The 19,287-nt window shown below is 46.2% G+C and carries 21 protein-coding genes; all 21 read left to right on the top strand.

Annotated features, from left to right (window positions below):
• The first annotated feature begins 64 nt into the window (after nt 1–64).
• The 21 genes from RBB45_RS02220 to RBB45_RS02320 all read left to right on the top strand — a co-directional run bounded on the left by RBB45_RS02220 (nt 65) and on the right by RBB45_RS02320 (nt 19,262).
• Nucleotides 65–673: a YphA family membrane protein gene (locus RBB45_RS02220; RefSeq protein ID WP_009794830.1), complete on the top strand. Its 609-nt coding sequence runs from the start codon at nt 65–67 to the stop codon at nt 671–673.
• On the top strand, nt 670–1,560 hold the full coding sequence (locus RBB45_RS02225; protein WP_009794831.1) for a YIEGIA family protein: 891 nt from the start codon (nt 670–672) through the stop codon (nt 1,558–1,560). The genes RBB45_RS02220 and RBB45_RS02225 overlap by 4 nt, the downstream gene beginning before the upstream one ends.
• Nucleotides 1,550–1,735 carry a capping complex subunit for YIEGIA gene (locus RBB45_RS02230; RefSeq protein WP_009794832.1) on the top strand — a complete coding sequence of 62 codons (186 nt, stop codon included), beginning with the start codon at nt 1,550–1,552 and terminating at the stop codon, nt 1,733–1,735. Before RBB45_RS02225 ends, RBB45_RS02230 begins: the two co-directional genes overlap by 11 nt.
• A 189-nt stretch (nt 1,736–1,924) precedes the next feature.
• The gene (gene der / locus RBB45_RS02235) at nt 1,925–3,235 is read left to right on the top strand and encodes a ribosome biogenesis GTPase Der (protein ID WP_009794834.1); all 1,311 of its coding nucleotides are present in this window, start codon (nt 1,925–1,927) and stop codon (nt 3,233–3,235) included.
• A gap of 15 nt (nt 3,236–3,250) precedes the next feature.
• Nucleotides 3,251–4,303 (top strand): NAD(P)H-dependent glycerol-3-phosphate dehydrogenase, encoded by a 1,053-nt coding sequence (locus tag RBB45_RS02240; RefSeq protein ID WP_094767145.1) that lies wholly within the window; start codon nt 3,251–3,253, stop codon nt 4,301–4,303.
• A gap of 304 nt (nt 4,304–4,607) precedes the next feature.
• A complete protein-coding gene (locus RBB45_RS02245; RefSeq protein ID WP_009794837.1) occupies nt 4,608–4,811 on the top strand; it encodes a DUF2768 domain-containing protein in 204 nt (67 codons plus the stop codon).
• Between the two features lie 30 nt (nt 4,812–4,841).
• Nucleotides 4,842–5,555, top strand: a complete 714-nt coding sequence (locus RBB45_RS02250; RefSeq protein ID WP_306009053.1) for a hypothetical protein — start codon at nt 4,842–4,844, stop codon at nt 5,553–5,555.
• Nucleotides 5,556–5,785: 230 nt separating this feature from the next.
• The gene (gene spoIVA / locus RBB45_RS02255) at nt 5,786–7,264 is read left to right on the top strand and encodes a stage IV sporulation protein A (protein ID WP_009794839.1); all 1,479 of its coding nucleotides are present in this window, start codon (nt 5,786–5,788) and stop codon (nt 7,262–7,264) included.
• A 1,011-nt stretch (nt 7,265–8,275) separates the two neighbouring features.
• Nucleotides 8,276–8,548, top strand: a complete 273-nt coding sequence (locus tag RBB45_RS02260) for an HU family DNA-binding protein (protein WP_009794840.1) — start codon at nt 8,276–8,278, stop codon at nt 8,546–8,548.
• Between the two features lie 239 nt (nt 8,549–8,787).
• A complete protein-coding gene (gene folE, locus RBB45_RS02265) occupies nt 8,788–9,354 on the top strand; it encodes a GTP cyclohydrolase I FolE (RefSeq protein ID WP_009794841.1) in 567 nt (188 codons plus the stop codon).
• A gap of 73 nt (nt 9,355–9,427) precedes the next feature.
• The gene (gene mtrB, locus RBB45_RS02270; RefSeq protein WP_022544139.1) at nt 9,428–9,664 is read left to right on the top strand and encodes a trp RNA-binding attenuation protein MtrB; all 237 of its coding nucleotides are present in this window, start codon (nt 9,428–9,430) and stop codon (nt 9,662–9,664) included.
• A 252-nt stretch (nt 9,665–9,916) separates the two neighbouring features.
• A complete protein-coding gene (locus RBB45_RS02275) occupies nt 9,917–10,747 on the top strand; it encodes a heptaprenyl diphosphate synthase component 1 (RefSeq protein WP_035403033.1) in 831 nt (276 codons plus the stop codon).
• A gap of 5 nt (nt 10,748–10,752) precedes the next feature.
• Nucleotides 10,753–11,457, top strand: a complete 705-nt coding sequence (locus RBB45_RS02280) for a demethylmenaquinone methyltransferase (RefSeq protein WP_094767147.1) — start codon at nt 10,753–10,755, stop codon at nt 11,455–11,457.
• A gap of 128 nt (nt 11,458–11,585) precedes the next feature.
• A complete protein-coding gene (gene hepT, locus RBB45_RS02285; protein WP_009794845.1) occupies nt 11,586–12,548 on the top strand; it encodes a heptaprenyl diphosphate synthase component II in 963 nt (320 codons plus the stop codon).
• Between the two features lie 92 nt (nt 12,549–12,640).
• Nucleotides 12,641–13,087 carry a nucleoside-diphosphate kinase gene (gene ndk, locus RBB45_RS02290; RefSeq protein WP_094767149.1) on the top strand — a complete coding sequence of 149 codons (447 nt, stop codon included), beginning with the start codon at nt 12,641–12,643 and terminating at the stop codon, nt 13,085–13,087.
• Between the two features lie 138 nt (nt 13,088–13,225).
• Complete coding sequence (locus RBB45_RS02295; protein ID WP_009794847.1) at nt 13,226–13,999, top strand: CheR family methyltransferase; 774 nt, start codon at nt 13,226–13,228, stop codon at nt 13,997–13,999.
• A 259-nt stretch (nt 14,000–14,258) separates the two neighbouring features.
• The gene (gene aroC, locus RBB45_RS02300; RefSeq protein WP_009794848.1) at nt 14,259–15,431 is read left to right on the top strand and encodes a chorismate synthase; all 1,173 of its coding nucleotides are present in this window, start codon (nt 14,259–14,261) and stop codon (nt 15,429–15,431) included.
• The gene (aroB, locus tag RBB45_RS02305; RefSeq protein ID WP_306009054.1) at nt 15,431–16,522 is read left to right on the top strand and encodes a 3-dehydroquinate synthase; all 1,092 of its coding nucleotides are present in this window, start codon (nt 15,431–15,433) and stop codon (nt 16,520–16,522) included. The genes aroC and aroB overlap by 1 nt, the downstream gene beginning before the upstream one ends.
• Nucleotides 16,519–16,884 carry a chorismate mutase gene (aroH, locus tag RBB45_RS02310; protein ID WP_009794850.1) on the top strand — a complete coding sequence of 122 codons (366 nt, stop codon included), beginning with the start codon at nt 16,519–16,521 and terminating at the stop codon, nt 16,882–16,884. Before aroB ends, aroH begins: the two co-directional genes overlap by 4 nt.
• A 103-nt stretch (nt 16,885–16,987) precedes the next feature.
• Nucleotides 16,988–18,088 (top strand): histidinol-phosphate transaminase, encoded by a 1,101-nt coding sequence (hisC, locus tag RBB45_RS02315; RefSeq protein ID WP_148949143.1) that lies wholly within the window; start codon nt 16,988–16,990, stop codon nt 18,086–18,088.
• A 67-nt stretch (nt 18,089–18,155) separates the two neighbouring features.
• Nucleotides 18,156–19,262 carry a prephenate dehydrogenase gene (locus RBB45_RS02320; RefSeq protein ID WP_094767153.1) on the top strand — a complete coding sequence of 369 codons (1,107 nt, stop codon included), beginning with the start codon at nt 18,156–18,158 and terminating at the stop codon, nt 19,260–19,262.
• The last annotated feature ends 25 nt before the right edge of the window (nt 19,263–19,287 follow it).

Consider the following 19,287-nt stretch of genomic DNA (forward strand, 5'->3'; position numbering starts at 1 on the left):
TTTATGTAATAAAGATTAAAGTACATAACTATTACCCATAATGGAAATGATAGGTGGTGGTAGTGTGGAAGGCTTTTTCTTTTATATGGGCGCCTGGTGCTGCTGGATTGCAGCGGCATTTTTTATGAAAAGACAGCAGAACGGAAGGACGGCTTTGTCGGCTTGCCTTTTGATTGCCATTATTGTTTCGCCTTATACAATTTCCTTGGGCAGTCTCCATATTTCAGCAGCAGGAGCTTTCATTTTGATTTGCTGCTATGCCGAGGCTGCCCGCATAACAAGGCTTAAAGCAATTTATTTTTTTGTTTCTGTTTTTATGATCATGCTTGCGTATACAAGTTTTCAGCTTTTTGCTCTTTTTGATCCTGTTTGGGTGGTTTTCAAAAAAGAATGGATGCTGGCAGCCATCATGTTTGCTATGTCTGCCGTACTTTTTACCGACTGCAGGAAAAGAATTGCAGCCATGCTGACAGGTGCCATTCAGGGGGATTTCCTTTTTTCAATGGTACTGGAGAAATTGTCCCTGGCCTATGAGGCCTGGTCTTTTTCTTTTCTTGATATGGCAGCTATATCATCATGTGCATTGCTTCTGTGGGACGGATTTGTCAAACTCGCAGCATATTTAGAGCGGCAGGCAGCCAATCTGGAAAAGGAGAAACAAAAGATATTATGAGTGATTATACATACCCGATTGTTTTTGGCCTGATTATTGGAACGGCCACAAGGATGTACATGCTGCGGACGGATTACCGGCAGTACCCGACATATCTGCATGGTAAAATCATACACCTTGCCCTTGGGTTCATTGCTGCGGCTCTCGGGACGGTTGCTGTCCCTTCTATTCTAGAACAGGATTTTACAGCGGTGACTTTTTTGACTCTTGCGGCAAGCCAGTTCCGGGAGGTCAGGAACATGGAAAGAAATACATTGGCAGAACTGGATTCCTATGAATTGGTATCCAGGGGCAAAACCTATATTGAGGGAATTGCCGTTGCTTTTGAAAGCCGGAATTATCTTGTGATATTCACTTCCTTGATCAGCACCCTTTGTTATATTGTGATTAACATCTGGGTCGGCATCATAGCGGCCATACTGTCTGTGCTGATATCAAAGAAGCTCATGGCAGGCGGAAAGCTCAGGGATATTGTGGAAATTGAATATATGGAACCGCGCTTTGATGGGGCTGGCCTTTATGTAGACAATATTTATATCATGAATATCGGGCTGCCTGCAAGGCAGGAGGAAGTGCTGAGATATGGAATGGGATTCATTTTAAAGCCGAAATCCTTTGACGCGCGTTCAACCATCGCCAATCTTGGCCAAAGGCAGGCGATCCTCCACGATGTCTCGATCGCGATGGGGGTTTACAGGGATTCCGGGACACCTGCGCTGGTCCCTCTCGCCAAGCGGGATTTGGATGATGGAAGAGTCGGGGTTTTTCTTCTGCCCCAGGAGAAGGACATTGAAAGGGCCATTAAAGTGATCGGCAGTGTGCCGACGCTTGAAAATGCCATAAGGATGCCGTCTGAACGGGAAAGGAAGAGCGGAAATGGTCATTGAGAAATTTATTTTGGCAGTGATTACGACGAACCCAAAGAAGGCACCTTCAGGGGCAGCTGTATTTCATTGTGACGACAAAAAAGAGATGGAGCATGTGGCTGCCAACCTTGAAGCCATTTTAGACGGAATTGCCCACGCTCTGACAGATGAAATGTATGTAATTGTCAAGCATTGATGGTTCTTCCAATGTTTTCGTTGCGGGGAAACTGCCTCTTTGATAAAATGATTAGGTTAGGCCCTTCTGCAAACAGGAAGGGTTTATTTTATACACGGGCCATCCTGAAAATCAGGATGATGTTGAAAGCAATTCATTTGACTCTTTCGAGCAGTGTTTAAAGTATATAAAAGTGAAAGGGTGATGTTCATGGCTAAACCGGTTATCGCCATTGTAGGACGTCCAAACGTCGGAAAATCCACGATTTTCAACAGAATAGTAGGAGAAAGGATCTCCATTGTCGAAGACATACCTGGTGTGACCAGAGATAGAATCTACAGTTCAGCTGAATGGCTGAATCTTGATTTCAATATTATCGATACCGGCGGGATTGATATAGGAGACGAGCCTTTCCTTGAGCAGATCAGGCAGCAGGCTGAAATCGCCATCGAAGAAGCTGATGTGATCCTGTTCTTGACTAATGGACGGGAAGGCGTTACATCAGCTGACGAAGCAGTCGCTAAAATACTGTATAAATCAAAGAAACCTGTCGTGCTTGGGGTCAATAAAATTGACAACCCTGATATGCGCGACCAGATCTATGATTTCTATGCCCTTGGATTTGGTGAGCCAATCCCGATCTCGGGTTCCCATGGGCTGGGGCTTGGAGACCTGCTTGATGAAGCTGCAAAGCATTTTCCTGATACAAAGGACAAGGACTATGGCGATGATGTCATCAAGTTCTCCCTGATTGGGCGCCCTAATGTCGGGAAATCTTCCCTTGTCAATGCGATTCTGGGGGAAGAAAGGGTCATTGTTTCCAATATTGCCGGCACGACACGTGATGCTGTCGATTCGCTGCTTACATACAATGGGGATCAGTATGTGATCATTGATACAGCCGGAATGCGTAAAAAAGGCAAAGTGTACGAAAGCACTGAAAAATACAGCGTCCTGAGAGCATTAAGAGCCATTGAGCGCTCAGATGTCGTCCTTGTTGTCATCGATGCTGATGAAGGCATCCTTGAGCAGGATAAAAAGATTGCGGGCTATGCGCATGAAGCCGGCCGGGCTGTCGTGATTGTCGTCAATAAATGGGATGCTGTCGAGAAGGATGAAAAAACCATGAAGGCGTTTGAAACAAATATCAGGGAGCATTTCCAATTCCTTGACTATGCGCCGATCGTCTTCTTGTCTGCCTTAACAAAGAAGCGGATCCATACATTGATTCCGCAGATCAACCAGGCAAGCGAGAACCATAGCATGCGTGTGGAAACGAGTGTCCTGAATGATGTTGTCATGGATGCAGTGGCGATGAATCCAACACCTACCGATAAAGGAAAGCGCCTGCGGATCTACTATACGACTCAAGTGGCTGTCAAGCCGCCTGTCTTTGTGGTATTCGTCAATGATCCTGAACTTATGCATTTCTCCTATGAGCGTTTCCTTGAAAACCGCATAAGAGATGCTTTTGGATTTGAAGGTACTCCAATTAAGATATTTGCACGGGAAAGAAAATAAAAAGGGTGTGATTGTATGCTGGATCAATCGAGCAAGATAACCGTTGCCGGTGCAGGCAGCTGGGGCACGGCACTCGCCATGGTGCTGGCTGACAATGGCCGCCAGGTCAGGCTCTGGGGGCATAACCCTGTACAGATCAAGGAAATCAATGAACAGCACACCAATCAAAAATATTTGCCTGATATCAAATTGCCTTCAGGCATTCAAGGCTTCAGCTCACTGGAAGAAGCCCTTGATGGTGTTGATACGCTGATTTTGGCGGTGCCGACAAAAGCCATCAGGGAAGTTGCCGGTAAGATTAATGAATTTCAGCGTGTGCCTCTAACTATCGTACATGTCAGCAAAGGGATCGAACCGGATACATTGCTGAGGATATCAGAAATGATCGAGGAAGAATTCACAAGTGAAGCCCTCGGGAGCGTTGTGGTCCTTTCCGGTCCAAGCCATGCAGAGGAAGTGAGCCTCCGCCATCCGACTACAGTCACTGTTTCCTCAAAGAACATTGAGGCGGCAGAGCATGTACAGGATCTTTTTATAAACCATAACTTCAGGGTATACACAAATCCTGATATCATTGGCGTGGAAATCGGCGGAGCGCTGAAGAATATCATAGCCTTGGCGGCAGGGATCACCGATGGCCTCGGCTATGGAGATAATGCCAAAGCGGCCCTTATCACAAGGGGGCTAGCCGAGATTGCCAGGCTTGGCACCAAAATGGGTGCAAGTCCGCTGACTTTCTCGGGATTAACCGGAATCGGCGATCTGATCGTCACTTGTACGAGCGTCCACTCCCGCAACTGGAGGGCAGGAAACCTTCTTGGGAAAGGTCATAGCCTGCAGGAAGTCCTGGATAATATGGGAATGGTTGTTGAAGGTGTCAGAACCACGAAAGCTGCATACCAGCTCGCTGAAAAATACAATGTGAAAATGCCTATTACTGAAGCGCTGTATGAAGTGCTGTTTAATGGAGCCGACCCGAAGGAATCTGTCGACAAGCTGATGGCAAGAGGGAAAACGCATGAAATGGAAGACCTTGCAAATGTACTTGAAGACAGGATTGACAAGTGAATGATATGTTTTGCTGCAAGAGAAGATATTTATTTTAGCCTGAGCATCAAAATTTAGGCATTCGAGGATGCGGGAAAGGAACTTCCTGCATACAATGCAACGAAGCAAACTGGTGATATGAACAGGGTGCATGGGTTATTTAGTCGCATAAGGCCAAAGCAGAGATTGCCCCATCTTTGCTTTGGCTCTTTTTTTGTGAAAGTACATCGAAATATCCATGCTGGCGCCAGCATTTTAAGCGAAATGCTTTTGATTCATTTTCAGCCTGTATGATATAATACATTTCGGAAAAGGGAGTGAGACAATGTCGCCTGCTTTAATGAAGATGTGGGTATCTTTAGCGTCAATGGGGTTCATGTTCATATCAATATTAATGATTTATCTGAGCCGGTATAAATTAAACAATAAACCGCTTAAATTCATATCTGCCCTTGTTGCGTATCTGTTAATGATTGTTTCCGGGTTAATCATTCTGTTTGTCGTTTTGAGCGGACCTACCAATGAATAACAAATTTAAAAACCTGAAGGATTGGAATCTATGAAAAAGAAGCTAGCCATGCTGTCAATGACAGCGGTTTTATCCTTTCTGCTTGCCGGATGCATGTATCCGGAGGACAAGCTTTCGCAGAATCAGACACCATATCAGGATCAGGTCAATTCTGTCCAGAGTGCTGTTGATCAGTTTCAGGAAGACAATGGAGGCATCCTTCCTATAAAGACGAGGGAGGAAGATACACCTACTTACCAGAAATATCCGATAGATTTCAAGAAAATCTCGCCAAAATATATGGCCGAGCCGCCAGGGAACAGCTTTGAATCCGGAGGCATCTTCCAGTACGTAATCATGGATGCGGAAGAAGATCCAAAAGTCAAGCTCTTCGACCTCAGGATGGCTGAGGCGATCAGGGATATCAAAGTACGCATCAAGCTGCAGGGATATCCGCCATATAAAGAGAAAATCGCCGATAATGTCTATACACTCGATTATGCAGCCCTTGGCTTTAAAGAGGAACCGCTGGCAGTGAGTCCGTACACCAGCCGCGATCTCCACTTTGTTGTCTCAGGAAATGGAGACGTTTACGTAGACTATCTGCCGGATCTCTATGAGGCGGTGGAAAATAACAAAGAGCATGGATATAAGGAAGGCGATGATATACGCTCGCTCCTTGGGAAAGATTCCCTCTTTGTCCCTGCCTATTCGCTTCCTTATACAATCAATGCCAAAGGAGAACCAATCTTTTTGGCGAAATAGTCATAACCCTTCTTCTGCAAAATATATTGTAGGAGAAGGGTTTTTCTTTTTTAAAAGCAATTTTCCAGCGTATAGAGAGAGTGTGCTTTTTCAAAGCGGGAGAGTAAGGGGATAAAAATAAAAAAACTGTCATAAAGAAATAGGACAACGTCATAAATATATAATGTCCAAAAATAATTGAATGATAGGATAATATTATCCCACTAACTCAAGATTCAGGAGGGGATCACTTGGAAAAGGTAGATATTTTTAAAGATATTGCCGAAAGAACAGGCGGCGATATTTATTTCGGAGTAGTTGGTGCCGTCCGCACTGGTAAATCCACGTTTATCAAAAAGTTCATGGAGCTGGTGGTGCTTCCGAATATGAGCAATGAGGCAGACCGGGCGCGCACACAGGACGAACTCCCGCAAAGTGCGGCAGGAAAAACCATCATGACGACAGAGCCCAAATTCGTCCCTAATCAGGCAGCTGCCGTCCAGGTGGCAGAGGGGCTGGATGTCAACATCAGGCTCGTCGACTGTGTCGGCTATACAGTGCCTGGAGCTAAAGGCTATGAAGATGAAAATGGTCCAAGAATGATTACTACACCTTGGTATGAAGAACCGATCCCCTTCCATGAAGCAGCGGAGATCGGGACAAGAAAAGTCATCCAGGAGCATTCAACGATTGGTGTTGTCATCACAACAGACGGTACAATCGGGGAAATACCGCGCACGAATTATCTCGAGGCTGAGGAAAGAGTCATTGAGGAGCTGAAAGAGGTCGGCAAGCCTTTCATCATGGTCGTCAACAGCGTCCAGCCTCACCACCCGAACACTGAAGCGCTGAGAGTCCAGCTGTCTGAGAAGTATGACATTCCAGTGCTGGCCATGAGCGTGGAAAGCATGAGGGAAACAGACGTATTGAGCGTAATGCGTGAAGCATTGTACGAATTCCCGGTACTCGAAGTAAATGTCAACCTGCCAAGCTGGGTGATGGTCCTGCGGGAGAATCACTGGCTCCGCGAGAGCTACCAGGAAGCTGTGAAGGAAACCGTCAAGGATATCAAACGGCTGAGAGATGTAGACCGTGTTGTCCACCTTTTCAGCGACTATGAATTCATAGACAGGGCAGGCCTCGCCGGAATAGAAATGGGCCAGGGGGTTGCAGAGATCGACCTCTTTGCCCCGGATGACCTATATGATGAGATTTTGAAAGAAATTGTGGGGGTTGAAATCCGCGGCAAGGATCATCTTCTTGAACTGATGCAGGACTTTGCCCATGCGAAAGCTGAGTATGACCAGATTTCGGATGCGCTGAAAATGGTGAAGCAGACCGGCTACGGCATAGCAGCACCGTCGCTTGCTGATATGAGCCTTGATGAGCCGGAAATCATCCGCCAGGGAGCACGTTTCGGGGTACGCCTCAAAGCGGTGGCGCCTTCCATCCATATGATCAAGGTGGATGTCGAATCCGAGTTTGCCCCGATCATAGGCACTGAGAAGCAAAGCGAGGAGCTTGTCCGCTATCTGATGCAGGATTTTGAAGACGATCCTCTATCCATCTGGAATTCTGATATATTTGGCCGCTCCCTCAGCTCCATCGTAAGAGAAGGAATTCAGGCAAAGCTTTCTCTCATGCCTGAAAACGCCAGATACAAGCTGAAGGAAACGCTGGAAAGAATCATCAATGAAGGATCCGGCGGCCTGATTGCCATCATCCTATAATGAAAATCTGAAGGGCAGCGGAAGCTGCCCTTTTTAGCGCTTCTTTTTTAGCGTGGTATACTGGGGACCGTTTTGGAACTTTATCAAGGGCTCTTACCGTAAAGATTGTTGCTTTTAATGATTATAAAGAATGATTTACATTTTTCGGTATCGCGTGAAGAAAGGTTTTTTGGGCTAACAGGGCAGGAGTGGTTTTGAAAAAACAGGAAGTCTTATTCTTATTTGAGTGACCAGCAAGCCTTAAAATAAGGGGAGAATTTCCGGTTAAGCTGCTGAATATGGTCTGGGTGATTGTAAATAAGCGGAAAATTTCCGGTTATGTGGAGCGAAAATGCCCATTTTCCTGTTTTTTGAGTCGATAGACGGAATTTCTCCGTCTATTTGAGCTGTTTTTAGAGTTTTTTCAAACTTAGGGGGAAATTCTCCGCTTATTTTTCAGCATGCCGCTATGGCAAGCACTAGCAGCATTTGCCTCCTGAAGGTGTAATTTATCACCTCTTACAAGGAAGGCAAAATAGCAACAATCTATGAGAAAAGAGCCTTATCAATTGGCTGTGTTAAACATTGCTGTTAATCTGTACTCAGTCGTATGAAACTTAGCTTGATTCCTTAGAGCAGTGCTGAATGCCAGACTGAAAGCTTCCGTTATCAAAAAGGAGCCCTAGGTAAGCCAATTGATAAAATAGGTTATATGTTTTGAAAAATAGTGATTTGGGTAACAAAAAAGGGTGTCTTATTACAAGTTTGTTTCAAATAAGAAAAGATTACCATTAATTAATGAATATTTCTTGATATGCCCAGATGATTATGATAATCTTTTAACAGAATTACCGTCGTGGCCGCGAAAACCCTTATATATTAAGGTTTTTTAGCAAAAAAGATTGAAATCTTCATGCCGTTCATTTAATATAAGGTATGCCAATCATCACGACGTATAGAATTCCGTAAATTTGTTTACAAATGATGATAAGATCCTTATCAGGGCAAGATTTTTGGGAGGAGGTGAAAGGCATGAACAAGACAGAACTAATTAACGCAGTTGCTGAAGCTGGCGAGCTTTCTAAAAAGGACGCTACTAAAGCAGTTGACGCTGTATTTGATACTATTCTTAACGCACTTAAAAATGGTGATAAAGTACAATTGATCGGTTTCGGAAACTTTGAAGTCCGCGAGCGCGCTGCACGTAAGGGCCGCAACCCGCAGACTGGTGATGAAATCGAAATCGCTGCAAGCAAAGTTCCTGCTTTTAAACCAGGTAAAGCGCTTAAAGACGCTGTTAAATAAGTACATACCGTGCTTTAAGCTTATGCTTGAGCAAAAGGCCGCGAAATTCTTCGCGGCCTTTTATTTTTGCTTGGGAATATATAAATGGTAAGTTGCAGGCCATGAGCAATTCTTGATCATCATCCAGCAGCTGCACCGAGGTCACAAGCCTCACACCTTGTATTTTGCCTGTTTGGAAATGGATGTGCTAATATGTAGGGGTAAAGGCACTAGAGAGATATGGTTTAGGAGGATGAATCATGGCAAATGTCAACCGCGCCCAAATCGAAGAAGCGGTGCGTTCTATATTAGAAGCAATCGGAGAAGACCCTAACCGCGAAGGCCTGCTCGATACACCAAAGCGTGTGGCCAAGATGTATGAAGAGGTTTTTATGGGGATCGGACAGGATCCTGAAGAATACTTTGAAACTATTTTTGGAGAAGAGCATGAGGAGCTTGTTCTTGTAAAGGACATCCCATTCTACAGTATGTGTGAGCACCATCTGGTACCTTTCTTTGGGAAGGCTCATGTTGCCTATATCCCCAGGAATGGAAGGGTGACCGGGCTCAGCAAGCTTGCAAGGGCCGTCGAGGCCGTGGCAAAAAGACCGCAGCTGCAGGAGCGGATTACCTCAACTGTAGCGAATGCTATCATGAAAAAATTGGAGCCCCACGGTGTAATGGTCATCGTAGAGGCTGAGCATATGTGCATGACGATGAGAGGCGTTAAAAAGCCTGGTTCCAAAACTGTCACTTCTGCTGTAAGAGGTGTTTTGGCAGAGGATGCCAGGGCCAGGGCTGAAGTCCTTTCATTAATTAAAGATTAATCTGTCCCGGAGGCTGAAAGTACTGCTTTTAGCCTTTTATCTTGGCCGATTGCGGCTTGAAGGAGTGAAGGATATGGAAACAAGAAATAATCCGGCAGGAGACTATGTGGTAATTAAAGCAAAAGAAGACGGCGTGAATGTAATCGGGCTGACCAGAGGCTCAGACACGCGCTTTCACCATTCTGAAAAACTTGATAAAGGGGAAGTCATGATCGCTCAATTCACCGAGCATACTTCCGCAATAAAAATCAGGGGCAATGCTTCCATCATGACATGCTATGGAGAAGTGGAAAGCGAAGCGAAAAAATAGGGGCAGAGCATCCGAAATTTCCAGAGTGCTCTTTAAGCCTGGCATTTTTGCTTCTGGCGGAACATAAGTTTCAATATAATCTGCCACGGCAACCCCTTTTATGATATAATTGTCTCTGTTTCATTGTGGACAATATTAAAATGGCCCCTAATGGCGAATGCTATATGGGTAGCGCCCAGACCAGCACCGCTTTATATAAAACGAATGCACGAGCATCATAGGAAATACATAAATGACCTTCGGGGAACAAGGGTGATCAGATTGCAGGATATTAAAATAAATATGGAATATGTCCGGAAGCAGATTGAGGGAAAGGTTCTCCACCCCTACCTGCTTAAATATATTGATGAGCCGGTTATCGATCAGGATAAGCTGCTCCTTCTTGTCTCCATGCTCAATGAAGCTGAATTGACTCAGAAGCAGAAGAATGACTACTCAGTGACAGCCATGCTTATACAAGTCGCCCTTGATACCCATGAACAGGTCAGCAATACACAAATTGCCGGCGAAATGCAAAAAAACAGGCAGCTTACGGTCCTCGCCGGCATTTACTACAGCAGCTTATATTATAAGATTCTCTCGGAATCAAAGGATATTGGAATGATCCGGCTGCTGTCGGACGGCATCAAAGAAGTGAACGAGCATAAAATCTCTGTATACCAGCATGAAACGGAAAATGTCGAAGGACTGATGGAAAGCGTCAGGCTGATAGAGTCCTCACTGTTCTCAAAAATTGCAGAATGCTTTAACAAACCGGCATGGACCGAACTGTCATCCCACCTTCTGCTGATGAAGAGACTCATGGAAGAAAGGGGACGCTATCTGGATCAGGGGACATCGTTTCTGTTTGAACGACTTAAACGCCTCGTATTCCCTAAAAAGGAACAAGAGCTTGCCGACCTGTCTGCTGAGCAGAAAAGATATCTTCTTCTGATAGCCAACCGCTATATCGATCATTCTAAAGATATGATTGACAAAGGTATGAAAGCTGTCCCTTTCCTTAATAGCCTGCTGGAGGAGCGGATCCATTCCATTCTTGACCAGCATCAACCCATGACAAAATCAATTGCAGAAGAAGGGTGACCCTTATGGAACAACAATCCAAAGCAGAGCGCGTACACGGCGTATTCGAGAAAATATACGGAAACTATGACCAGATGAATTCTGTCATCAGCTTCCAGCAGCATAAGCGATGGCGCAGGGATACCATGAAAAAGATGAATGTCCAAAAAGGGCAGAAAGCACTGGATCTATGCTGCGGGACTGCAGACTGGACCATTGCGCTTGCAGAAGCTGTCGGTACTGAAGGTGAAGTCAAAGGGCTGGATTTCAGTAAAAATATGCTGAAGATCGGCGAGGAAAAGGTGAAAAGCAGGAATTTGTCCCAGGTGGAGCTCATTCACGGCAATGCGATGGAGCTGCCGTTTGAAGACAATTCTTTTGATTATGTCACCATTGGCTTTGGCCTGAGGAATGTCCCGGATTATATGCAGGTCCTGAAGGAAATGAACCGGGTCCTTAAGCCGGGCGGGATGGCAGTATGCCTGGAAACCTCCCAGCCGACCATGTTCGGCTACAAGCAGCTCTATTATGCTTATTTCCGCTACATCATGCCGCTGTTTGGAAGGGTGTTTGCGAAAAGCTATAAGGAATATTCCTGGCTTCAGGAGTCGGCAAGAGATTTTCCAGGCATGAAGGAGCTTGCTGCGATGTTTGAGAGCGCTGGCTTCAGTAATGTATCCTTCAAGCCGTACAGCGGTGGAGTTGCTGCTGTCCATACCGGCTTGAAGTAAGTTCTGCATCTGTTTGCAGCCGGAGAAAGATGGGGCTTTCCGAGACTGGCAGGCCCCGAGAAAATAAGTACTTGTTGCTCGTCGATTTAACAGGCTTGCAAACATGATTAAAGCTGGGTGGATACAAGATGAAATTAAAGATGATGTATTCATTTTTAGATTCTGACATTAATATTATTGAACAGTCATTAGAGGAGACCGTGCAGGCAGAGTCTCCTTTATTGCGAAATGCATCCATGCATTTGCTGCAGGCAGGAGGAAAAAGAATCCGTCCTGTTTTTGTTTTGCTGTCTGCAAAATTCGGTTCCTATGATATCAGCGAGATAAAAAAAGTGGCTGTAGCACTGGAACTCATCCATATGGCTTCCCTGGTGCATGATGATGTAATTGATGATGCAGAGCTCCGCAGGGGGAAACCCACCATCAAAGCGAAATGGGACAACCGGACGGCTATGTATACAGGCGATTATATTTTTGCCAAGTCCCTCGAAGTGATGACGGAAATAGAGCGGCCGGAAGCCCATGAAATCCTGGCAAAGACCATTGTGGAGGTTTGTGTGGGGGAAATTGAGCAGATCAAGGACAAATACCGATTTGACCAGAACCTCAGGGACTACCTCTTGAGGATCAAAAGAAAGACGGCACTGCTGATTGCGGCAAGCTGCCAGCTTGGGGCAGTTGCTGCCGGAGTAGATGAAAGCATCCACAAGAAGCTGTACAAATTCGGCTACTATGTTGGGATGTCCTTTCAGATTACCGATGATATCCTTGATTTCACGGGAACGGAGAAGGAACTTGGAAAGCCTGCAGGGGGAGACCTGCTCCAGGGGAATATTACGCTGCCTGTCCTATTTGCCATGGAGGACGAAGACATTCGCCGGGAAATCGTTAAAGTGAATGAAACGATGGATAGAAAAGAAATTGAAAAAGTGATCTCCTTGATTAAAAATTCCGGCGCAATTGAGCGTTCCTTTACTGTCAGCAACCAATATTTGTCCAAGGCGCTTGCAGTCCTTGATACCCTTCCGCAAAACAGGGCCAAAAAATCGCTCCGGGATATTGCTAAATTTATTGGCAAGAGAAAGTTTTAAGCGGTTGCAGAATTGTCGAAAAAATGATACTATTCTCCATGGATGTCTCTATTATAGAGCTGTTCATACATAAGATTTTAGGAGTGGAGACAATGGAGAAAACATTTTTAATGGTCAAGCCTGACGGCGTCCAGCGCAACCTTGTCGGTGAAATTGTCAGCCGTTTTGAGAAAAAAGGCTTTCAGCTTGCCGGCGGTAAATTGATGGTTATTTCAAAGGAACTGGCTGAGCAGCATTACGGAGAGCATAAAGAGCGCCCATTCTTTGGTGAACTTGTTGATTTCATTACTTCCGGACCGGTATTTGCAATGGTTTGGGAAGGGGAAAATGTTATTGCGACAGCCCGCCAGATGATGGGATCCACAAATCCTAAGGATGCTGCCCCAGGGACAATCCGCGGAGATTTTGCCGTAACTGTAGGCAAGAATATCATTCACGGCTCAGACTCTCCTGAGAGTGCAGAACGTGAAATCGGCCTTTTCTTCAACGAATCCGAGCTTGCCGGCTATTCCAAACTGATTAATGACTGGGTTAACTAATCCATTAAAGACACTTGCCTGCAAGTGTCTTTTTTTGTAACCGCATACACATTTTTTGGCGAAATATAGAAAAAAAACACTCTCCTTTCTCTTTTTTCAGCTATACTAGTTTTAAATAAGCAATAAGGGAGAACAGAAATGCCGGGGGAATATCAGGAGTTCATCAGACAGATTAAAACAAAGACAGGAATCGATCTTTCACTTTATAAAGAGGCGCAGATGAAAAGGCGCCTTATATCTCTTTATGAAAAAAAAGGGTACCATTCTTTTTCGGATTTCTACCAGGGGTTAAGCAGGAATAAAGAATTGCTGGATGAGTTCCTTGATCGCATGACCATTAATGTATCTGAGTTTTACCGAAATGCGAAACGGTGGGACATACTTGAAACTCAGCTGCTGCCTGCTATGTCTGCCAGAGGAGGCAGGCTGAAGGTATGGAGCGCAGCCTGCTCCACAGGAGAGGAGCCTTATACGATTGCCATGATTCTGGCAAAATTCTTGCCTCTCTCTCAAATCCAGGTGCTTGCTACAGATATTGACGAAAAAGTGCTGGCAAGAGCGCAGGCAGGCATATACCAGGAGAGATCTCTGAATGAGATGCCTCTTGAGATGAAAAAGAAGTACTTTACACAAGAAGGAAGCCTTTACAAAATATCAGACGAGATAAAAAAGACTGTTGTCTTTAAAAAACAGAATCTGCTGTCTGATCCCTTCGGAGGTCCGTATGATTTAATCGTATGTCGGAATGTCCTTATTTATTTTACAGAAGAAGCAAAGGATGGGCTTTACCACAAGTTCAGCGGAGCCTTGAAGCCCGGAGGGCTGTTCTTTGTAGGCAGTACAGAGCAGATCTTCAATCCCGGCCTGTATGGGCTGGCAACGGAGGACACGTTTTTTTACAGGAAAAAATAGAGGGAAGTAAAAACTGTGAAGAGGTCTTCATGGTTTTTTTCTATTATAAGAAGGATTGCTTATTGCACTTGTTTTTGTAGTGCCGCTGGAGGCATGCTAAAATGGCATCATCGGCAAACAGGAGGGGAACTTGCCGGGAGAAGCTGAATGAGTTTTTTTCGCCAGCTGTCTGAAAAATTCTTAATTTTTGCTATGCTAATGATAGTGTGTGTGATATATTGGTACATAATCCTTTAATGAGTTGAAGGGGGAAAGAGTTTTGAGATACTTAACAGCAGGTGAATCACACGGTCCTCAGCTGACCGTTATTATTGAAGGGCTGCCGGCAGGAATGCCGCTGCTCGAAGAAGATATTAATGCCGAACTGGCCAGAAGGCAGAAAGGCCATGGCCGCGGAAGGCGGATGCAGATTGAAAAGGATACCGTGCAAATTGCCGGCGGAATCCGCCATGGCTACACTTTAGGTTCACCGGTCGCACTTGAAGTAGAGAATAACGACTGGAAGCACTGGACAAAAGTTATGGGCCAGGAGCCGGTTTCTCCTGAAGAAGAAAGCGAAATAAAGAGGAAAATCTCACGGCCGCGCCCAGGGCATGCAGATTTGAACGGTGCCATCAAGTACGGGCACCGCGACATGCGCAATGTATTGGAGCGTTCATCTGCCAGGGAAACGACAGTCAGGGTGGCAGCCGGAGCTGCAGCTAAGAAGCTGCTCAGTCTGCTGGGAATTGAAGTCGCCTCACATGTAGTTGAAATCGGCGGGATCCAATCTGCCGCTGCTTCGTATGAAAGCCTGGCCGAAGTAAAGGAAAGGACGGAAAACTCTCCGGTCCGCTGCCTTGATCCGGAAGCAGAGCCAAGGATGATGCAGGCCATTGACGATGCAAAGGCCAATGGCGATTCAATCGGCGGGATTGTCGAAGTAATTGTTGAAGGTATGCCTGCAGGCGTTGGATCATATGTCCATTATGACAGGAAGCTGGATGCAAAGCTGGCTGCTGCCATCGTTAGCATCAATGCATTCAAAGGAGTCGAATTCGGACTGGGGTTTGAGGCTGCTCGCAAGCCTGGAAGCGAGGTCCATGACGAGATTGCCTGGAATAGTGAAGATGGCTATACCAGGAAAACTAATCGCCTTGGAGGATTTGAAGGCGGTATGACTACAGGGATGCCGATTGTAGTAAGAGGTGTTATGAAGCCGATTCCTACCCTGTATAAGCCGCTGCAGAGTGTAGACATCGAAACGAAAGAGCCATTCACTGCAAGCATTGAGCGGTCTGACAGCTGCGCTGTCCCTGCTGCTGCCGTTGTTGCAGAAAATGTCGTTGCCTGGGAACTGGCCTCCGCTATATGCGGCCAGTTTTATGCAGACAGAATGGATGCTCTGATTGATAGTGTAAATGCACAGCGGAAATATGCGAGGGAATTTTAATGGAGACCATCACCATTAAAACCCCTTCAAAAGAATATCCGGTCCTGATCGGCGCCGGTGCTGTGAGAGAACTGGGCGGCTTGCTTAGAGAGAAGCTTCCCGGCCTGTCCAGCCTGCTGATTATAACGGATGAGACAGTAGCATCCCTGCATCTTGACAGGGTGAAAGAAGCCCTTGCTGAATTTAATCCTTCTATACATATTGTTCCAAGCGGGGAAAAAGCAAAAACGTTTGACGTTTATTATGCAGCTTTGACTTTTGCTCTTGAAAAGAAACTTGATAGGAAATCGGCTGTCATCGCCCTGGGGGGAGGAGCAGTGGGAGATCTCGCAGGCTTTGCTGCCGCCACCTTCATGAGGGGCATCCCGTTCATCCAGGTTCCGACAACCATACTTGCGCATGACAGCGCAGTGGGAGGCAAGGTAGGCATCAACCATCCTGAAGGCAAAAATATGATTGGTGCATTCCATCAGCCTGAAGCTGTTGTTTATGACCTGGATTTTTTAAAGTCGCTGCCCGATAGGGAGATAAGGTCAGGGTTTGGTGAAGCAGTCAAGCACGCACTCATTAAGGACCATTCTTTTTACAGCTGGCTGCTGGATAATGTCCACTCGCTTAAGGACATGAAAGATGAGGAATGGCTGTTCATTCTTTCGAAAGGCATACAGGTTAAAAATGCTTTTGTTTCCGAGGATGAAAAGGAAGCAGGGGTCAGGGCCTTCTTGAATTTTGGCCACACACTCGGACATGCAATTGAAGCGGAATCCGGATATGGAAAAATGACACACGGCGAAGCGGTGGTCATCGGGATGCTGTATGCCCTGGAACTAAGCATCGAAAAATGCGGACTCGATTTCGATACCGGGCAATTCCGGGACTGGCTGATGGGCCTGGGCTATTCCATTTCAATGCCGGAGGGCCTTCATCCTGCAGAACTTCTGTCCAGGATGAAGAAGGATAAAAAGGCAATCGGGCAAGCAGTGAACTTTGTTCTTCTTGATAGTATCGGCCATCCGGTTCTCTCAGAAATCCCTGACGGGGAGCTTAAGGAAGCGCTGGAGATGTTTGCCGTAAAGGGGGCTGAAAAATGATCAGAGGTGTCAGGGGAGCAATTACAGTGCAATCGAACACAGAAAAAGAGATTGCAGCAGCAGCAGAACTCCTGTTAAAGAAAATGATAGATGAAAACAGCATAGCCCCGGAAGAGGTTGCTTCTGTATTCATCTCCGCGACTGATGATATTGACCAGGGTTTCCCTGCCAAAGCCATGCGGACGCTTGATGGCTGGAAGCATGTACCTGTAATGTGCATGCGTGAAATGTCGGTACAGGACGCTCTGCCGCTTTGCATCCGGGTTATGATCCATTTAAATACAGAAAAGAGCCAGCAGGAGATCAGCCATGTTTATCTTGGGGGAGCGGTTGTCCTCAGGCCTGATTTGGAAAAGAAATGATTCTGCCTCTCACCAGACAGGCGCGCTTATGATAAAATAAAAGCAAGTTCTTTATTACTTTAATTAGGTAGCGGAAAGAAGAGTTGGAGGGGCGGTTTATATTATGAAGTGGAAAAAACAATTGCTGGATTTAACACCATACCAGCCAGGCAAATCTATTGAAGACGTAAAAAAAGAATATGGGCTTGAAAAGATTGTGAAGCTTGCATCAAATGAGAATCCTTTCGGATGCTCGGAAGAAGCAGCAAAAGCCCTTCAAAAAAGCTCGGGCATTTTTGCAAAATATCCAGATGGATATGCCGGCGAACTGAGAAGCATATTGGCTTCCCATCTTGGAACTGAACCAGGACAGCTTATATTCGGCAATGGTTCGGATGAAGTGATCCAGATCATCTCGCGCGCCCTGCTGGGGCCTGGAAGGAATACAATCATGGCTGCACCGACATTCCCCCAGTATAAGCACAATGCAGTGATTGAAGGTGCTGAAGTGAAGGAGATTCCCCTGCTTGACGGTGCCCATGATCTGGAGGGGATGCTTGAAGCCATTGATGAAAATACATCTGTTGTATGGCTCTGCAGCCCGAATAATCCGACTGGGATCTATATAAATGAGAGCAAGCTTGTTTCATTCCTGGAAAAGGTGCCGGAAGACATACTTGTGGTACTCGACGAGGCCTATTGCGAGTATGCAGTTGCTGATGATTACTACCATGCAGTGAGCCTGCTGGAGAAGTTCAGCAATCTGATTGTGCTCAGGACCTTCTCAAAAATCTACGGTCTTGCCAGCCTCAGGATCGGGTATGGCATCGCCGGGGAGGACGTAATCAGGGCGCTGGAGCCTGCGAGGGAGCCGTTCAATGTGAATACTTTTGCACAGATGGCTGCTGCGGAAGCGGTTAAGGATCAGCAATATGTGGAAGAATGCCGGAACAGGAACAGAGAAGGGCTGGAACAGTTCTACTCATTCTGCGACCAGGCAGGTCTTAGTTATTATCCGTCCCAGGGCAATTTCATCTTGATTGATTTTAAGCGCGATGCTAATGAAGTTTTTCAATATCTGCTGGAAAAAGGCTATATCGTACGGTCTGGCGCAGGTCTTGGCTGCCCGCAGTCCATAAGGGTCACGATAGGCTCAAAAGAGCAGAATGAAGAAATTATGGAACTGATCGGCCAATTTTTGGAGGAAACAGCAGCGGCCCTATAAGGACCAGCATCCAAGTGGGTCAGTCCGGATAAGCAAAAGAGCAGCATGGCAAAGGCGGTGATTTTTTATGAAAGGCCGCGTATTCATTATCGGCCTCGGGCTGATAGGCGGTTCACTGGCTCTCGGCATAAAGCGGCAGCATAAAGAAGCATCCATAGCCGGTTTTGATATTAATGCGGAGCAATGCAGGCTCGCAAGGATGCTGGGAGTGATTGATGAGGCTGAGGATAGCATTGAAGAAGGAGCGGCAAAGGCTGATTTAATCCTGCTGGCCGCGCCTGTGAAGGTAACTGCCGATATACTTGCCAGACTGGGCAGAATGCAGCTGAAAAAAGGCGTCATTATTTCTGATGCAGGAAGTACAAAGGCAGAGGTCGTCAAAAGTGCTGCAGGCCTTAAAGAAAAGGGAATCATATTCATCGGAGGCCATCCTATGGCAGGCTCCCATAAAAGCGGTGTGATCGCAGCGAAGGAAATTTTATTCGAGAACGCATTCTATCTGCTTACTCCAGAGCCACATGTTAAGGAGAAGGACATTATGGCGCTAAAGGAATGGCTTGCAGGGACAAAAGCAAAATTCATCCAGGTGTCACCGGAAGAGCATGATTATCTAACAGGCATCATCAGCCATTTCCCCCATATCATAGCGGCCTCGCTCGTTCACCAGGCTGAAAAGGAAAGCCGCTCCCATGAGCTGGTCCCCCGGCTTGCTGCAGGGGGATTCCGTGATATTACAAGAATCGCCTCAAGCAGCCCCGAAATGTGGAGAGATATCCTTCTTGCTAACAAGGAAGTACTCCTGAAGCTTCTGGGAAGCTGGCAGGCGGAAATGGAGCGGGTGGCAGTGATGCTGGCAAATCAAAGTTCAGAGGATATCCAGCAGTATTTTGCGGGCGCCAAGCAATTCAGGGATGACCTGCCCCAGAAGCAGAAGGGTGCCATTCCTGCGTTCTATGATTTATTCGTTGATGTTCCCGACTATCCCGGGGTCATTTCTGAAATCACCGGCTATCTGGCCAAAGCGGAGATCAGCATAACCAATATCAGAATCCTTGAGACAAGGGAAGAAATATACGGGGTGCTTGTGATCAGTTTTCAGACGGAAGAGGACAGGGACCGGGCGGCAGCATGCATTCATCATTATACCGCCTATGAAACCTCAGCCGGGCCATAATATGCTATCGAAGAAAGGTGATGAA

The organism is Bacillus sp. MMSF_3328 (assembly GCF_030733525.1).
In the GTDB taxonomy this organism is placed as follows: domain Bacteria; phylum Bacillota; class Bacilli; order Bacillales; family Cytobacillaceae; genus Bacillus_AB; species Bacillus_AB infantis.

Coding starts and splice junctions, on each gene's coding strand:
- RBB45_RS02225 (WP_009794831.1), top strand. CDS start 670: ATGAGTGATTATACATACCCGATTGTTTTTGGCCTGATTATTGGAACG.
- RBB45_RS02230 (WP_009794832.1), top strand. CDS start 1,550: ATGGTCATTGAGAAATTTATTTTGGCAGTGATTACGACGAACCCAAAG.
- der (WP_009794834.1), top strand. CDS start 1,925: ATGGCTAAACCGGTTATCGCCATTGTAGGACGTCCAAACGTCGGAAAA.
- RBB45_RS02240 (WP_094767145.1), top strand. CDS start 3,251: ATGCTGGATCAATCGAGCAAGATAACCGTTGCCGGTGCAGGCAGCTGG.
- RBB45_RS02245 (WP_009794837.1), top strand. CDS start 4,608: ATGTCGCCTGCTTTAATGAAGATGTGGGTATCTTTAGCGTCAATGGGG.
- RBB45_RS02250 (WP_306009053.1), top strand. CDS start 4,842: ATGAAAAAGAAGCTAGCCATGCTGTCAATGACAGCGGTTTTATCCTTT.
- RBB45_RS02260 (WP_009794840.1), top strand. CDS start 8,276: ATGAACAAGACAGAACTAATTAACGCAGTTGCTGAAGCTGGCGAGCTT.
- folE (WP_009794841.1), top strand. CDS start 8,788: ATGGCAAATGTCAACCGCGCCCAAATCGAAGAAGCGGTGCGTTCTATA.
- mtrB (WP_022544139.1), top strand. CDS start 9,428: ATGGAAACAAGAAATAATCCGGCAGGAGACTATGTGGTAATTAAAGCA.
- RBB45_RS02280 (WP_094767147.1), top strand. CDS start 10,753: ATGGAACAACAATCCAAAGCAGAGCGCGTACACGGCGTATTCGAGAAA.
- hepT (WP_009794845.1), top strand. CDS start 11,586: ATGAAATTAAAGATGATGTATTCATTTTTAGATTCTGACATTAATATT.
- ndk (WP_094767149.1), top strand. CDS start 12,641: ATGGAGAAAACATTTTTAATGGTCAAGCCTGACGGCGTCCAGCGCAAC.
- RBB45_RS02295 (WP_009794847.1), top strand. CDS start 13,226: ATGCCGGGGGAATATCAGGAGTTCATCAGACAGATTAAAACAAAGACA.
- aroB (WP_306009054.1), top strand. CDS start 15,431: ATGGAGACCATCACCATTAAAACCCCTTCAAAAGAATATCCGGTCCTG.
- aroH (WP_009794850.1), top strand. CDS start 16,519: ATGATCAGAGGTGTCAGGGGAGCAATTACAGTGCAATCGAACACAGAA.
- hisC (WP_148949143.1), top strand. CDS start 16,988: ATGAAGTGGAAAAAACAATTGCTGGATTTAACACCATACCAGCCAGGC.
- RBB45_RS02320 (WP_094767153.1), top strand. CDS start 18,156: ATGAAAGGCCGCGTATTCATTATCGGCCTCGGGCTGATAGGCGGTTCA.